The sequence below is a fragment of the Staphylococcus sp. GDY8P85P genome (genome assembly GCF_017892405.1).
Classification (GTDB): domain Bacteria; phylum Bacillota; class Bacilli; order Staphylococcales; family Staphylococcaceae; genus Staphylococcus; species Staphylococcus borealis.
The window spans coordinates 62627-78718 of the sequence record NZ_JAESLA010000022.1; the positions used below are offsets into that span (position 1 = coordinate 62627).

Genomic DNA, 16092 nt, shown 5'->3' on the forward strand with positions numbered 1-16092 from the left:
TATAGAAGAGAAGAAAGGATGTACTTATGTTAAAGCAAGAAGACATCTTACAAGATTTAAAGTCCTTAATACCTGAAGATATTATTAAAGTTAATGAACCACTAAAACGCTATACATACACTGAAACTGGTGGTAATGCTGATTTTTATTTATCACCGACTAAAAATGAAGACGTTCAAGCTATTGTACGCTATGCCAAAGAGAAGGCTATCCCTGTTACTTATCTTGGAAATGGATCAAATATTATTATTCGTGAAGGTGGCATTCGTGGCATTGTAATTAGCTTATTGTCATTAAATCACATCAATGTATCTGACGATGCTATTATTGCAGGAAGCGGTGCGGCAATTATTGATGTGTCACGTGCTGCTAGAGACCACGTGTTAACAGGATTAGAGTTTGCTTGTGGTATTCCTGGTTCTGTTGGAGGCGCCGTTTATATGAATGCTGGCGCATATGGCGGCGAAATCAAAGATTGCATTGATTACGCACTTTGCGTTAATGAACAAGGTGATTTAATTCAATTGACTAATAAAGAATTAGAATTAGATTACAGAAATAGTATTGTTCAAAAACAACATTTAGTCGTACTTGAAGCTGCATTTACACTTGAACCAGGTCAACTAGACGATATTCAAGCTAAGATGGATGACTTAACTGAACGTCGCGAATCTAAACAACCGCTTGAGTACCCATCATGCGGAAGTGTATTCCAACGTCCACCTGGTCATTTCGCAGGCAAATTAATACAAGATTCAAACTTACAAGGCCACCGAATTGGTGGTGTAGAAGTTTCAAAAAAACATGCCGGATTTATGGTTAATGTAGACAATGGAACAGCTACAGATTATGAAGATTTAATTCATCATGTACAAAAAGTAGTAAAAGAAAAATTTGATGTTGAACTTCATCGTGAGGTTCGTATTATCGGAGAACATCCTGAAGAATAACAACATGGTACGTTGATAGGAGACGATGAATAATGCCAAAGGTCTATGGTTCGCTTGTAGATAATGAAACACGTTGTACACACTATCATACATTTTTAGATGTAATCGCTATTAAATTTAAATGTTGTAATACATATTACCCGTGTTATCAATGTCATGAGGAACATGCGTCACACCCCATTCAACGATGGTCAGAACAAGAATCCAATGAAAAAGCGATTATGTGTGGTGTATGTAAACATGAGATGTCTATTCAAGACTATATGATGACAGAGCTATGTCCGAAATGTAAGGCGCATTTTAATAGTCGTTGTAAATTTCACTATCATTTATATTTTGAATTATAATAATAATGGCTTAGTAACGATTGACAGATGGTTACTAAGCCATTTTTTGTTTCTTATTTATTTAATTTTTCAATAATGTGATTTAATTCATCAATTTGTTTGATTGTCGTAGACGTTGATCCTGCGCTAAAGTACCATAGTTTAGGATCGAGTTCATAAACATTGCCGTGTTTAACGGCATTCACACCTTTAATTACATCATTAGATAACGTTTGTTTCGCGCTTGATTTACCACTCACAACTTGTCCTCTATCCATCGCTAGAATAATGTCAGGATTTTTAGTTGTAATATACTCATTATTAATATTTTGACCGTGTGGGCTAGCTTTAACATGCATATCAGTCGGTTTAAAGCCTAGTGTATTATAAATTAAATCACCAAATCTACCACCTGGACCGAAAGTTGATAACTCACCTTCATTAACTAACAAGTACATCGTTTTCTTATCTATTTTTTCAACTTTTGCTTTTGTATCTGCTATTTTTTTATCCAGTGCGTCATTTAAAGATTTTGCTTTATCTTCTTTACCATAAATTTTACCTAATTTTGTTGTTACTGATTTCATATCATTAATATAATTTTTCTCGCTAGCACCAACATAAACAATTTTGGCGTTTGGTGCAGCCTTTTTCAATTCATCTATATTTTTCACGGTTGCTGTTCTTCCAGAAATATAAATCACTTCTGGTTTTGCTTTAGCTACTTTATCAAAATTAATTTGCATTAAATTACCCGTATTGATGTATTTCTCATCTTTAAATTCTGAAAGAAATTCAGGTAATGCCGCATTTTTCTCACCTTTAGGTAAACCAATAATTTGGTCTTGTACGCCAAATGTTTTCAATACATCGACAGCACCGTAATCAAAGACAATTGCACGCTTTGGATGCTTAGGAACATCCACCGTTTCTTTAACCTCTTTAGCGTCACTTTTATCTTTCTTCTCGCCTCGTGTCTTATAATTATTTTCTATTTGAACGATGTCTTTATTGTCATCTTTTTTTGCGGCACCATGATCGCTATCTGAACTTTTGCCACATGCCGTTAAAACTAAGGCAAGACTTAATACTAAAAACACAATTATTTTCTTCATCGTTGCAACATCCTCTTGTTGTTGTATTTAAGTGATAACGATTATCAATATCACTTAAAAATATATTACTTTATTATAAAATATTTTTCAATAAAAAGTTGCAAGCTATGCTGAATATAATGTTGAAGTATAAGCGTATTTTTTTAATACATGATAGGACTAACTTATTTTCTAAATAAAAAAGGTCAATGAATGCATTTGTACACGCATTCACTGACTTTTAGCCTAAGCATTATAATTTAGATGCTTTGAAATGGTCTATTTATCTACGACTTCTTCTAATTCATCAATTTGTTTAATTGTAGTAGTAGATGAACCTGATGCAAAGTACCATAATTTAGGATCTAATTGATATACTTTGTCATTTTTAACTGCTTTAACATTTTTAATAACGTCGTTGCTTAATACTTTTTTAGCAGTTGATTCACCACCAACCACTTCACCACGGTCCATTGCTAAAATAACATCTGGATTGTGCTCACTGATGTATTCATTGTTCACATTTTGGCCATGTGAACTATTACTTACGTTTTTATCTGCTGGTTTGAAGCCTAATGTATCAAATACTAAACCACCAAATCTTCCACCAGGACCATAAGTTGATAATTCACCTTCGTTTACTAATAAATACATTACAGTTTTATCAAAGTTTTTAGTTTCATCTTTCATTTCAGCGATTTTTTCATCTAACTCTTCGTTGATGTCTTTAGCTTTATCTTCTTTGTTGTAAATTTTACCTAAGTTTTCAGTGTTTTTCTTCATGTCTTTAACTAGATTTTTCTCATCAGCACCAACGTAAACGATTTTAGCGTCTGGGGCTGCTTTTTTGAATTCATCTAAATTTTTCTGATTGGCAGTTCTACCTGAAATGAATATTACTTCAGGTTTAGCGGCTGCTACTTTATCGAAATTCACTTCTTTAAGATTTCCAGTATTTACGTATTTATCATCTTTAAAGTCTTTTAGGAAATCTGGTAATGATTCATTGTTTTCACCTTTTGGTAAACCTTTGACTTTATCTGCCACGCCTAATTCTTTAAGTACATCTAAAGCACCATAGTCTAAAACAATTGCATTTTTAGGATTTTTAGGAACCTCAACTGTGTTGCTAACTTTCTTAGCATCACTACCGTCGCGTTCTTCACCTGAAGCTTCAAAATTATTTTTGATTTTTACAGTTTCTTTTGAATCTTTGCTATCACTTTTAGATCCTGAATCGTTACTACTTGATCCATTACTACAAGCTGATAAAACTAATACTAAAGATAAGACTAAAAATAAGACTGTCTTTTTCATATGTACGACTCCTCTAAAAATTATTTAACCTTTATGCTGCGTATCGATGGACTTCTCTCTTGTCTACGTCTTCTAATAGCATCACCCCTTTAAAATATGAGGTTAAATGATTTAATTACAAAGTGAGTCAAATGTGATTTCATCGTAATACAGACAAATGCGTTGCCCTCTGATCTCTTCAATATGAACATCCATTTCATATAATTGCTTTAGAATCTCGGTCTGAATAACATTATCTCTTGTATCTGCTTTGACGATTTCACCATCTTTTAATGCGATGATATCGTCTGAATAACATGACGCAAAGTTGATGTCATGTAGAACAATGACAATTGTTTTGTTTAAGTCTTTACAAAGTCGGCGTAACGTTTGCATAATCTGCACAGAATGTTTCATATCTAGATTGTTTAACGGTTCATCTAATAAAATATAATCCGTATCTTGCGCAATAGTCATTGCAATATACGCACGTTGTCGTTGACCCCCAGATAACGTTTTAATATTTCGATGACGAATGTTTTGAAGCTGCAATAAATCTAGCGCATACTCAACTTGTTCATAATCTTCCTTCTTCATACGTCCTTTTGAATAAGGAAATCGACCAAAGTTTACTAATTGTTCAATCGTTATATTCATATCTGTATGATTCGTCTGTTTTAAAATGCTTAACTTTTTAGCTAAATCATCACTTTTATAATCATCGACTGCTTTACCTTCAATCTTAATTGAACCCTTTTCATACTCAAATAAGCGACTTACCGCAGATAATAAGGTACTTTTACCAGCGCCATTGGGTCCTATAAGAGAGGTGAGCCTACCTTTCTGAATATCAACATTAATATTTTTTAAAATTGGCTTATTCTGTATCGCTTTATCTAAATTTTTAATCTCAATCAATTTGCACTTCTCCTTTTGACAAGTAAGTAAATGAAGTAACTACCACCGATTAAATCAATGATTAAGCTAAACTCTGTTGTAGCTTCAAATAAATTTTCAACAACCCATTGTGCTAAAAATAAACTGATCCAGCTAATTAAAATGGTTGCTGGCAAAATGTATTTGTGTTCATACGTCTTCATTAATTCATGTGCTAAATTTACAGTTAATAATCCTAAGAATGTAACCGGACCAACCAAAGCCGTTGAGATAGAGACCAATAAAGCCACTAATATAAGAAGTAAACGCGTCATTGTCTCATAAGATACACCTAAATTGATTGCTTGCGCTCTTCCAAGTAGTAATACATCTAAGTATGGACGCAATATCACTGTAATCACAATTAAAACAAGTAATAAGCATGTAGAAATAAGGACAAGTTTAGAGTTAGATGCCTCAAAACTTGCAAACATAGCACTTTGTACTGCTAAGAACGACTCAGGATCCATAATCAACTGGATAAAACTCGTAATACTTCGGAAGAATGTCCCTAAAATCACACCTACAAGTAAAATAAAATATACTGAGAAGTTCCCTAATTTGAACATGCCTTCAAATAGCAATAATGAAAATAAGACCATAGCAATTAGTGTCACAAAAAAGTTCAAGTATACATTAGTGACAACTGCAGCTTGTGTACCTACTAAAAAGACTGGCAACACTTTTACAAATAAATAAACAGAATCCAATCCCATAATTGATGGTGTTAATAATCGGTTGGTTGTAATCGCTTGAAAGATAACAACTGATGCCCCAATCGCACCACCTACAATGAGGATAAGCACCAATTTTCTCAACCGACTTTGAAATTGATACTGAAAAATCTCATAGTCTAAACCTACTAATAAGTAAAATGCTGCCATGCAAATTGTCGCAATAATTAATATGGTAATTTTCTTGTTAGAACTCATTTGCATAATGCTTTCTACCTTTCATTAGTAATATTAGGAATATCACTGTTCCGAAGACACCAATAGTCAATCCGATATTAATTTCATAAGGATAGACAATCAATCTACCTACGATATCAGCGAACAATACAAATATTGATCCTAGCATGAGTGTATGTGGAAGTGCATTTTTTAAATGGTCACCTCTATACATCGAAATAATATTTGGTACGATCAGACCTAAAAATGGTAGTGTACCTACAGTAACAACTACTAATGCCGTCAGTGCAGCTGTAATAAACAATGCAATATTTATAATTTTTTCATAGCTAACACCCAAGTTATGGCTAAAATCTTTCCCCATACCAGCAATCGTAAAGTGATTTGCGAAGATAAACGCAATAATCAGTAGCGGCACAACAAGATAAAGAACTTCATAGCGTCCACTTGTTATAATTGCAAAGTTGCCATTCATCCAGTTCCCAATGCTTTGCAATGCGTTAGTTCTTAAGGCAATAAATGTCGTGAAACTGGATACAATACCACCAATCATAATTCCTAGTAATGGCACAAAGATAACTTCTTTAACACGAATTAAATTAATTAATTTCACAAATAAGAATGTCCCTGCCAAACTTAATCCAACCGCAAATGATAATTTAATTAATATATGACCTTTTGGGAAAAAAATAAGCGAAATTAAAATACCTAACTTAGCCCATTCCATTGTTCCTGCCGTCGTCGGGCTTACAAATTTATTTTGCATCATCTGCTGCATAATTAATCCTGCTAATGCGAGTGAACTACCAGAAAGAAGAATACTAACTGTTCTAGGTATACGACTTGAAAACAAAATATTTTGCTGTTCTTCGTTTAAGTGGAAAATATCTGAAAGAGAGAGCTGACTCACCCCAACAAATAAGGAGACTATAGTTAAACATACTAATATGATAAGTAAAACATAACCCTTAAATAAAAACTTCACTATCTATTCTCCTCGTCTTGCTATATGTATTGAAATGATAGTCGTTATCAACGATAATGATTATCATTGTCGCTATAATCAATATTAAAGATTACTGACCTGAATTTCAATAGTAATTTGAAGATATATTCATATTTATACATGAATCGAAAGAAATAATGTAGATTGTACGAACCGAACACATAATAGATAACACGGTTAAGTTGTTTCATCATGATGGCCAACAATCAGACGTACCACAACCAAAAAAGGTCCGCGGCAAAGAGACTTTCAATATGAAAATCTACAAGCAAAACGAGCTGGGGTTGAGGAACTTAAGTGCACACACTTACGTAAATAGTTCTAAGATAGATAACGAAACATAGTTGCGGAGACTCCTAGGGGAGCAGTATTTTCAAAGAGAGTCTGGGACATAAATAATATAATAATGCTATTTAGCAAATTAGCAGTAGTTGACTGAACTGAGAAGGCGCTTAAATCAAGCTTTCTCAGTTCTAGTCACCTTTGCAGGGGTGGGACGACGAATTTAAAAGAATTCTGTCCCACTCCCACAAGCAAAGCACGTTGAGCAAGCAAGCCAACAATACGAAGTATTATAAATAAAGAAGCCAGTAAATGCGTTTTAACAAACGCATTTACTGGCTAACGTTCTGAGAACTAGGTCTCAGATATTATCTCATTTATATCATGTTGTTACTGATTAATCTTCAAAAATAAAATCTTCATCTTGTAATGCTTCTACATTTAACGCCAATGTGTAACCATCACCTTTTACTGAGAAGAAGTCATGGTTTTTAGTTGAAGTATCTAAAGCATTTTCAATGATAGGATTAAATTCTTTTTCCTCAAAATAAGGTTCGAAACCTAAATTTGATAAAGCTTTATTTCCATTATATTGAACATAATTCAATACATCTTCACTTAATCCGATATCATCATATAGCAAGTGTGTATAAGAGACTTCATTTGCATATAAATCCTCTAATAATTTATACATTTCTTTGTCTGCTTTTTGTTTTTCATTTTCAGAAAGTTCATTACGCAAACTTTGTGCATCTAGTCCTGTAAATACACCATGTATCGATTCGTCTAATAAAATCTTTCTAATGATCTCACCAGAAGTAGTCATTCTACCTTGCCCAGCTAGGTATAGAGGATAATAGAAACCAGAATAGAATAGGAATGTCTCTAAAAATACACTTGAAACTCTCGCAATATATTGATCATATATAGAGGCTTCTTTTCCCCACAATTTATGATAATTTTCGATAATTTTATCAGATTTATATTTTAAATGAGGCTCTTCAATAACCCAAGTATCTAGCAAATAGTTCGTTTCACTAGAAGGAAGTAAAGTTGTAAAAATATGTGAATAACTTTTCGCATGAATTTGTTCCATCATTGCCATAAATGAATACACTGCTTTTTTACGTAAGTCTGTTGTGTGTAACATAATCAACGGCATACCATCATCTGCTTGATGCGTATCCAATCCTGTTAATCCTGCTAATGCACGTTTAAATGTATTTTTCTCGTCTTCAGTTAGTGTCTTCCAACTTGCAATATCTTTTGATACTTTAAATTCTGTTTCTACCCACATCTGAGAGATATTCTGACGCCAAAACATATTCGTCATATCTTCTTGGGTATTCCAATTGACGGCCTTCATTTAAAAATCCTCCTTAATTACTAAAAAGCAAATCTCATTCGTTAAAGGGAAAGGAGGTGAATCAATTTGTCGTGTTGACCCTACAACCTTCCCCTATTTAATACTTTATTCTGTTAACTTCTAAAAATTAAATTGCGCAACTTGTGCATTCTTCAACGCTTAATAATTTATTACGCGTATAATATAGTGATTTAAGCCCTTTGTGATGCGCATAAACATATAATCTTGATAATTCACGTGTTGAAATTTCAGAATTCACATATAAGATTGTTGAAATACCTTGGTCCACGTGTGTTTGAATCGTAGCAATCAAATCGATGAGTTTCATTTGATCAGTATTGAAAGCTGATTTATAGTACCACATTGTCTCTGGAGACAAGAATGGCATTGGGTAGAATGTTTCAGCGTTTCCATACGTACGACGCTCAATTTGATCAACAATTGGCATAACTGAACTTGTTGCATTTTGTACATATGAAATACTTTGTGTAGGTGCAATCGCTAATCTATATGCATGATATAAACCATATTGTTGCACTTGTTCTTGTAATGCTTTCCAATCATTAGCCGTTGGAATATCAATATGATCAAATAAACGTTTTACCTTTTCAAATTTAGGTTCAAAGTCTTGAGATGTATAGAAATCAAAATATTTGCCGCTAGCATAATCAGACTTATCAAAATCTTGATATACTTCACCACGTTCTTTAGCAATTTCCATTGAACGCTCAATTGAGTAGTAGTTCATCATCATGAAGAATATATTCGCAAAATCTTTAGCTTCTTCTGATTCATACCCTATTTTATTTTTAGCTAAATAACCATGTAAGTTCATAACACCGAGTCCAACTGAGTGTAACTCACTATTCGCTTTTCTAACGCCTGGTGCATTTTGGATATTAGCTTCATCACTAACTACAGTTAACGCATCCATTCCAGTATGAACAGAGTCTTTAATTTTACCTGTTTCCATGACGTTAACGATATTTAATGAACCTAAGTTACAAGATATATCACGTTTGATTTCATCTTCAATACCATAATCGTTAATTACTGATGTTTCTTGTAACTGGAAGATTTCTGTACATAAATTACTCATTTTAATTTGACCAATATTTGAATTGGCATGCACTTTATTCGCATTATCTTTAAACATTAAATATGGATAGCCCGATTGTAATTGTGTTTGTGCAATCATATTCAACATTTCTCTTGCATCTTTTTTCTTCTTAACGATATTAGGGTTTGCTACCATATCGTCATAATATTTTTCTAAATCAATATCATCTAGTGTTACACCATATTCTTGTTTAACCGTATGTGGTGCAAACATATAGAAATCTTTGCCTTCTTTTGCTAAATCAAAGAATTTAGAAGGTACAATTAAACCAGTAGAAATTGTTGATAAACGCAAGTCTTCATCAGCGTTTACTTTTTTAGTGTCTAAGAATTCTTCAACATCATAATGGAAGATATTTAAATAGACAGCACCAGCACCTGGACGTTGACCGAGTTGATCCGCGTAGCTAAATCCACCCTCTAACGCTTTCGCTACAGGTAACACACCTTTCGCTACACCTTTAATACCTTTAATAGCTTCACCACGGGCACGTAATTTAGATAGGTTGATTGCTACACCACCACCAATTTTACTTAGCTGTTTGGCAGTAGAATCAATGAAGTTGATAGAATTTAAGCTATCATCCACTTCTAACAAGAAACATGATACTAATTCACCACGACGTGCGCGTCCTGCATTTAAGAACGTTGGTGTCGCAGGTTGGTATCGTTGTTCAATCATCGCTAGAATAAATTGCTTTGCTTGTTGTTTATTGCCGTCTGCTAAATAAAGCGCAACGATTGCGACGTGTTGATTATAATCTTCTAGATATTGTGATTTATCGTTAGTTTTTAACGCATAATCTTTATAGAACTTACTAGCAGACATGTAGCTTGCAAATTCAAAGTTGATTGATTTAGCAAATTCAGTGATTTCAACTAAGTCTGCTTCGCTATATTTCTCGAAGACATTAAAATAAAAATTGTTATCTACGAGATAGTGTAATCGTTCAATCTCACTGTCAAAATAAATTGTTTTATCATGGATTTCTTCAAGGTAAACCGCTAATGCTTCCTGATCCTTCTCTAAGTTAAAGAAACCATTATCTTTACGTTTCGTAACTTCATTATTTAGTTCAATATGATTGTACTTTTTCTCGTTCATCATTTTCATTGAAATGCCCCACCTTATTTTTAAATTCAATAACATCTTTATTAGAACCTTGTACTTCAAATTTCATTAATAGAGGTACATGATATGATTCGGAAATTGTTTTACCCGCTTTAGCAAAGTTTTGTCCCCAGTTTCGGTTGCCACTTGCTGCAACTGCGCGTAAATTTTGATGATTAACATCTAAAAACGATTGTACTTCTTTAGGCACTTCACCAAATCCAATTGTTCCCGTAACTAAAATATAAGGTTCATCAAATGGATCTGTACAATTATCTTTAGTTATTTCCATTACATCTGAAATTTCACTTCGCTTGATAAATCTTCTTACATTACCAGAAAAAGAGAAATAAACTACTTTCATTGGAACGCCTTCTTTCGTCAGTCCATATTATTAACTAAAAAGAAGTTCTCTTAATTAAATAAGAAAACTTGCTAGACATTAAATACGACATATTTTAGACATTTATTTGGATGTCAACTAGCTGATGATCGTTATACTTAAAAGAAGTGACTTTCATTTCTAGCCACTACATGTAGTGTTTAGACTAAAATTTCGAGACTATTTCATCTATTAGCTCGTTCGTATAAATAGCATTGAATTGGGGATTTAGACTTAAAATCCAGTGTGAAATTTCTATTAAAATGAATAATTTGTATAACACAAACTTTTTATACAACCACAACATGTTGTGGTTCATTTACAAATTCAATACTATATTCTGTGTTTCATTATACAGAATTGCTCTCTTAATTGAAAGTAACTATTTCGTGACAAAAGTTCGGAAAAACGTCTGAATGTGCATCACATCAAAGTTAAATTGATACAAATATTTATTTTTGAATATTTAATGTGTTTTAGTTGCATTTTCACCAGCAATATAAATGATTGAATTGTCAGCGTTCTTGAAGACCAATTATTTAAACAATCAATGTATTTTGTACAATTATTCAAATATATATTATGTCTCTCTCTAAAAACACGAATATAACATTTATAAAAAAATGGCATCTAACGTGTTTTTATTTAAACAGAACATTTGTTCGTGTTTAAATCATATTACATCCCCATATTATTTTCAAGTATTTATGCATTACTAATTGAATTATGCTACTATATATACGGTAATTTTTTACAAATGAGGCGATTAACCTTGAATCCAAAAGTTAAGGGCATCATTGCAATTCTAATTTCAGCGATTGGTTTTAGTTTTATGTCTGTATTTTTCAGGCTTGCAGGAGACTTACCTGTATTTCAAAAATCATTAGCAAGAAATTTTGTCGCAATGTTTATCCCATTGTTTTTCATATTTAAATATAAACAGCCTATGTTCGGGAAATTAAGTAGTCAACCATTGTTAATTTCTCGCTCCACATTAGGACTTATAGGTGTCTTATTAAATATATATGCCATTGATCATATGGTATTAAGCGATGCAGATACTCTAATGAAACTTAATCCTTTTTGGACTATTTTACTGAGTTTAATTTTTCTAAATGAGAAAGTTCGTAAATATCAAATCGTTGCTATGATAGTAGCAATCTTTGGTATGTTATTTATCGTTAAACCTGAGTTCTCTTCAACAATGATTACGTCATTAGCCGGATTATTCTCAGGTATTTTCGCAGCCTCTGCATACACATGTGTTCGTGCACTTAGTACTAGAGAAGCACCTTATACTATCGTGTTTTATTTTTCATTATTTTCAGTTGTCGTTTTAATTCCGTTTTCAATTGCGACATATGAACCAATGACAACGATACAAATGGTTTACCTTTTAGGAGCGGGTCTTTCAGCAGCAGTTGGCCAAATTGGTATTACACTTGCCTATAGCTTTGCACCTGCGAAGGACATATCTATCTTTACGTATGCTTCGATTATTTTCACGGCAGTCTTCGGATTTATTCTGTTCGGAGAAACACCAGATTTCTATGCACTCATTGGTTATGTCATTATCATCGGCGCAAGCTATTATATGTTTGAAAAAGCGCGACGACAAACAGTAACAACGCAACACCAATCTAACACTAAGGAGTGATTCATATGGCGCAAGGACGTCAAAAAGAAGAACTACAAGATATTACTTTATTAGGTAATCAAAACAATAAATATGAATTTGACTATACGCCAGAAGTTTTAGAAACATTTGACAATAAACATCAAGGGCGCGATTACTTTGTAAAATTTAATTGTCCTGAATTTACATCTCTTTGTCCTATTACAGGTCAACCGGATTTCGCTACCATTTATATTTCATATATTCCAAATGTTAAAATGGTAGAATCTAAATCATTAAAATTATACTTATTTAGCTTTAGAAATCATGGCGACTTCCACGAGGATTGCATGAATATTATTATGAATGATTTAATAGAGTTAATGGATCCACATTATATCGAAGTTTGGGGTAAATTCACGCCACGTGGTGGTATCTCTATCGATCCATATACAAATTATGGTCGCCCTAATTCTAAATATGAAAAAATGGCTGAGCATCGATTAATGAACCACGATTTATATCCAGAAAAAATAGATAATAGATAAAAGATTAATAAAATCCACTAAATTGTTTGACAATTTAGTGGATTTTTTCATTATTTGTGATAATTTATTTAAATTTACTATTGCCTATTAGTGAATTAAAGCGTATTTTATTATTATCATTTAAAATTACAAAAGAGTAAGATGATCTAAATAAAGCAACTTATTCTCATTCGATTTTAAATCATCAACTCATTGACTGAAATTTCTAAAAATTTCTATTTTTAAGAAATTACATCATTTTACATATCATCATCTTGATTATTAAATTTCAGTCTTTAAAGGGAAGAAAGGATTGGGATACATATGGCAACAAACAATTCCCATGAACAAGCAGTTCAAACAATACCTCAGCGTGGATTCTTCGGACATCCTAATGGCTTAGGTGTACTATTCTTTGTAGAATTTTGGGAGCGATTTAGTTATTACGGTATGCGCGCCATGCTCATTTTCTACATGTATGACCAAATTAAAAATGGTGGTCTAGGCATTGACCAAACGACTGCAATGTCTATTATGTCCGTTTACGGGGCATTAATTTACATGTCTTCAATTCCAGGTGCATGGGTCGCAGATAGACTCTTCGGTACTAGAGGCGCGACCTTGATCGGTGCAGTATTGATTATTATTGGACATATTTGTTTAAGTTTACCATTCGCAATGTTTGGGTTATTTGCATCAATGTTCTTTATCATTATCGGTTCTGGTTTAATGAAACCAAATATTTCAAACATTGTTGGACGATTATATCCTGAGAATGATACACGTATGGATGCTGGGTTCGTTATATTCTATATGTCAGTTAACTTAGGCGCATTAATCTCACCAATTATCTTGCAACATTTCCTTGATGTGAAAAATTATCACGGCGGTTTCTTAATCGCAGCAATTGGTATGGCATTAGGTTTAGTATGGTATATGATTTTCAACAAGAAAAATTTAGGCTCTGTTGGTATGAATCCAACAAATCCACTTTCTCCTGAAGAAAAAAGAAAATATGGATTAATTGTTAGCTTAGTTGTAATCGTAATTGCTATTGTATTATTAGTTACATACTTTACTAATACATTATCATTTAATCTTATTAGTAATACAGTTTTAGTTCTAGGTATTGCATTACCAATTATTTACTTTACAACGATGATTCGTAGTAAAGAAGTTACAGATGTAGAACGTTCTCGCGTTAAAGCATTTATACCATTATTTATTCTAGGAATGTTATTCTGGGGAATTCAAGAACAAGGTTCAAACGTTTTAAATATTTATGGATTAGAACGTTCTGATATGCAACTGAATTTATTTGGTTGGCAGACACAATTTGGTGAAGCATGGTTCCAATCAATTAACCCGTTATTTATCCTACTCTTCGCACCAGTCGTTTCAACAATCTGGTTAAAAATGGGTAAAAGACAACCAAGCTTACCAGTCAAGTTTGGTATTGGTACCTTATTAGCAGGTGCTTCATATATTCTAATGGGACTTATCGGTATGAGTTATGGTGATTCACACTTCTCAGTAAACTGGGTTATCCTATCTTATGTAATCTGTGTAGTTGGTGAATTATGTTTATCTCCTACAGGTAATAGTGCAGCAGTTAAATTAGCACCGAAAGCATTTAATGCGCAAATGATGAGTGTTTGGTTATTAACAAACGCATCTGCACAAGCACTTAATGGTACGTTAGTTAAATTAATTGAACCTTTAGGTCAAACAAATTACTTTATCTTCTTAGGTAGTGTCGCAATTGTCATTACTGTGATTATCTTAGCTTTCACACCGAAGATTTCTAAAGCAATGAAAGGTATTCATTAACCTTTTAGACTATTTAAAAAGTGTCCTAATATTTAGGGATGGAACAATGAATTCAAATTGAATTCTGTTCCATCCTTTTTCTTTGTGTATCAACGTAAAAAGTGTAATCATAAAGACTTGAGCACTTGAAATAAGCAAATCATAATTAAGTAAACCTGATTTCGGGTAAATATAAGATAATTAAAGTAAATTACGAAAGTAGGCATTATTATGGATCAAACATTTAATCATGGGGTTCTTTTTTACCATGAACATAGTGGTCTAAAAGATATATATGATGGTTTAGGAGAAGTTACTAAATCGCTAACAACCATTTGTAAGCATTTATCCATTCAATTAAGTGAAAATGAAGGCGACATCATTAAATATTGTGAAGATATTAAAAATCAAAACTATAGCAGTGATGTGGATATTGTCTTCATATTAGGTGGGGATGGTACTGTTAACGAACTTATCAATGGTGTTATGACAAATCAACTCAACCTCCCTATCGGAATTATTCCTGGAGGGACATTTAATGACTTTACTAAAACATTAAATCTACATCCAGACTTCCGAAAAGCCAGTGAGCAGTTAAAGACTTCACATTTAGAATCGTATGATGTCATGAAAGTAAATGATACGTATGTACTCAATTTCGTTGGCTTAGGATTAATCGTTCAAAATGCTGAAAATGTCCAAGAAGGTCGTAAAGACATCTTCGGCAAGTTGAGCTATGTCGGTTCTACCGTTAAAACATTAATGAACCCTGAACATTTCGATTATAAATTAACTGTAGATGACAAAGAATATACAGGTAACACATCAATGCTTGTTGTTGCTAATGGCCCAAACATAGGCGGTAGTCGTATTCCACTTGTCGATTTATCTCCTCAAGATGGTAAAGTGAATAGCTTTATCTTTGATAAACAAAGTTTCACTATTCTTAATGACATCTTTAAGAAACGCGATAGTATGGATTGGAACGAAATTACAAATGGGATTGATCATATTGCTGGTGCGCATATTACATTATCCACGGATCCAATTATGAAAGTAGACATTGACGGTGAAATTAATTTAGAAACACCTATTTCTATTGAAGTTCTGCCAAAAGCAATTCAAATTCTAACTTTCCCAGAAAATGTTGAACAATAACTATTAATTCTATCAATATAAAAGCGATTAAGGTTAATGACTCATTCATCATACCTTAATCGCTTATTTTTAATTATGCTTCAAGAAAGAATGCTTCCACATCTTTCCATCCATAAACGGCTCTTCGTCAAATCGGACTGAAGAGTCCTAATATTGAGATTAAGCAACCTAAGAGTGTTTAATCTCTTTTTTTGTTGTTGAGGC

14 protein-coding genes are annotated in these 16092 nt (G+C 32.9%); 6 read left to right on the forward strand and 8 right to left on the reverse strand.

Annotation, left to right across the window (positions count from 1 at the left end):
- Window positions 1-26: 26 nt before the first annotated feature.
- Both murB and KA828_RS05685 read left to right on the forward strand, forming a co-directional pair.
- On the forward strand, window positions 27-950 hold the full coding sequence (gene murB / locus KA828_RS05680) for a UDP-N-acetylmuramate dehydrogenase (RefSeq protein WP_075108235.1): 924 nt from the start codon (window positions 27-29) through the stop codon (window positions 948-950).
- A 32-nt stretch (window positions 951-982) separates the two neighbouring features.
- Entirely contained in the window at window positions 983-1297 is a 315-nt protein-coding gene (locus KA828_RS05685) for a CHY zinc finger protein (protein ID WP_210125690.1), read from the forward strand.
- Between the two features lie 53 nt (window positions 1298-1350).
- Here KA828_RS05685 and KA828_RS05690 read toward each other — a convergent pair whose 3' ends face one another.
- The 8 genes from KA828_RS05690 to nrdI form a co-directional block, all read right to left on the reverse strand.
- Window positions 1351-2391 (reverse strand): ferrated catecholamine ABC transporter substrate-binding lipoprotein SstD, encoded by a 1041-nt coding sequence (locus tag KA828_RS05690; RefSeq protein ID WP_193839637.1) that lies wholly within the window; start codon window positions 2389-2391, stop codon window positions 1351-1353.
- Window positions 2392-2649: 258 nt separating this feature from the next.
- Entirely contained in the window at window positions 2650-3687 is a 1038-nt protein-coding gene (locus tag KA828_RS05695) for a ferrated catecholamine ABC transporter substrate-binding lipoprotein SstD (RefSeq protein ID WP_075108238.1), read from the reverse strand.
- 111 nt (window positions 3688-3798) lie between these two features.
- Window positions 3799-4584: an iron ABC transporter ATP-binding protein gene (locus KA828_RS05700; RefSeq protein WP_075108239.1), complete on the reverse strand. Its 786-nt coding sequence runs from the start codon at window positions 4582-4584 to the stop codon at window positions 3799-3801.
- Window positions 4581-5540, reverse strand: a complete 960-nt coding sequence (locus KA828_RS05705; protein WP_075108240.1) for an iron chelate uptake ABC transporter family permease subunit — start codon at window positions 5538-5540, stop codon at window positions 4581-4583. Before KA828_RS05705 ends, KA828_RS05700 begins: the two co-directional genes overlap by 4 nt.
- Window positions 5524-6498, reverse strand: coding sequence for an ABC transporter permease (locus tag KA828_RS05710; RefSeq protein ID WP_210125691.1), 975 nt, complete (start codon window positions 6496-6498; stop codon window positions 5524-5526). The genes KA828_RS05705 and KA828_RS05710 overlap by 17 nt, the downstream gene beginning before the upstream one ends.
- A gap of 700 nt (window positions 6499-7198) precedes the next feature.
- Window positions 7199-8167 carry a class 1b ribonucleoside-diphosphate reductase subunit beta gene (gene nrdF, locus KA828_RS05715; protein ID WP_053029945.1) on the reverse strand — a complete coding sequence of 323 codons (969 nt, stop codon included), beginning with the start codon at window positions 8165-8167 and terminating at the stop codon, window positions 7199-7201.
- Window positions 8168-8294: 127 nt separating this feature from the next.
- The gene (nrdE, locus tag KA828_RS05720) at window positions 8295-10400 is read right to left on the reverse strand and encodes a class 1b ribonucleoside-diphosphate reductase subunit alpha (RefSeq protein WP_210125693.1); all 2106 of its coding nucleotides are present in this window, start codon (window positions 10398-10400) and stop codon (window positions 8295-8297) included.
- Window positions 10363-10761, reverse strand: coding sequence for a class Ib ribonucleoside-diphosphate reductase assembly flavoprotein NrdI (gene nrdI / locus KA828_RS05725; protein ID WP_053029947.1), 399 nt, complete (start codon window positions 10759-10761; stop codon window positions 10363-10365). The genes nrdE and nrdI overlap by 38 nt, the downstream gene beginning before the upstream one ends.
- A gap of 790 nt (window positions 10762-11551) precedes the next feature.
- Here nrdI and KA828_RS05730 point away from each other — a divergent pair.
- The 4 genes from KA828_RS05730 (at window position 11552) to KA828_RS05745 (ending at window position 15888) form a co-directional block, all read left to right on the forward strand.
- Window positions 11552-12436 carry a DMT family transporter gene (locus KA828_RS05730; protein WP_210125695.1) on the forward strand — a complete coding sequence of 295 codons (885 nt, stop codon included), beginning with the start codon at window positions 11552-11554 and terminating at the stop codon, window positions 12434-12436.
- A 5-nt stretch (window positions 12437-12441) separates the two neighbouring features.
- Window positions 12442-12942 carry a preQ(1) synthase gene (queF, locus tag KA828_RS05735; RefSeq protein ID WP_075108244.1) on the forward strand — a complete coding sequence of 167 codons (501 nt, stop codon included), beginning with the start codon at window positions 12442-12444 and terminating at the stop codon, window positions 12940-12942.
- 303 nt (window positions 12943-13245) lie between these two features.
- The gene (locus KA828_RS05740; protein ID WP_053029950.1) at window positions 13246-14751 is read left to right on the forward strand and encodes an S-Cys-Gly-3M3SH uptake peptide MFS transporter; all 1506 of its coding nucleotides are present in this window, start codon (window positions 13246-13248) and stop codon (window positions 14749-14751) included.
- A 210-nt stretch (window positions 14752-14961) separates the two neighbouring features.
- Window positions 14962-15888 carry a diacylglycerol/lipid kinase family protein gene (locus KA828_RS05745; RefSeq protein WP_210125697.1) on the forward strand — a complete coding sequence of 309 codons (927 nt, stop codon included), beginning with the start codon at window positions 14962-14964 and terminating at the stop codon, window positions 15886-15888.
- The last annotated feature ends 204 nt before the right edge of the window (window positions 15889-16092 follow it).

Excerpts from the sequence above, each read along its gene's own strand:
- KA828_RS05705 (WP_075108240.1), bottom strand. The coding sequence starts at position 5,540 with ATGCAAATGAGTTCTAACAAGAAAATTACCATATTAATTATTGCGACA.
- murB (WP_075108235.1), top strand. The coding sequence starts at position 27 with ATGTTAAAGCAAGAAGACATCTTACAAGATTTAAAGTCCTTAATACCT.
- nrdF (WP_053029945.1), bottom strand. The coding sequence starts at position 8,167 with ATGAAGGCCGTCAATTGGAATACCCAAGAAGATATGACGAATATGTTT.
- KA828_RS05685 (WP_210125690.1), top strand. The coding sequence starts at position 983 with ATGCCAAAGGTCTATGGTTCGCTTGTAGATAATGAAACACGTTGTACA.
- KA828_RS05740 (WP_053029950.1), top strand. The coding sequence starts at position 13,246 with ATGGCAACAAACAATTCCCATGAACAAGCAGTTCAAACAATACCTCAG.
- nrdE (WP_210125693.1), bottom strand. The coding sequence starts at position 10,400 with ATGAAAATGATGAACGAGAAAAAGTACAATCATATTGAACTAAATAAT.
- KA828_RS05695 (WP_075108238.1), bottom strand. The coding sequence starts at position 3,687 with ATGAAAAAGACAGTCTTATTTTTAGTCTTATCTTTAGTATTAGTTTTA.
- queF (WP_075108244.1), top strand. The coding sequence starts at position 12,442 with ATGGCGCAAGGACGTCAAAAAGAAGAACTACAAGATATTACTTTATTA.
- nrdI (WP_053029947.1), bottom strand. The coding sequence starts at position 10,761 with ATGAAAGTAGTTTATTTCTCTTTTTCTGGTAATGTAAGAAGATTTATC.
- KA828_RS05745 (WP_210125697.1), top strand. The coding sequence starts at position 14,962 with ATGGATCAAACATTTAATCATGGGGTTCTTTTTTACCATGAACATAGT.
- KA828_RS05690 (WP_193839637.1), bottom strand. The coding sequence starts at position 2,391 with ATGAAGAAAATAATTGTGTTTTTAGTATTAAGTCTTGCCTTAGTTTTA.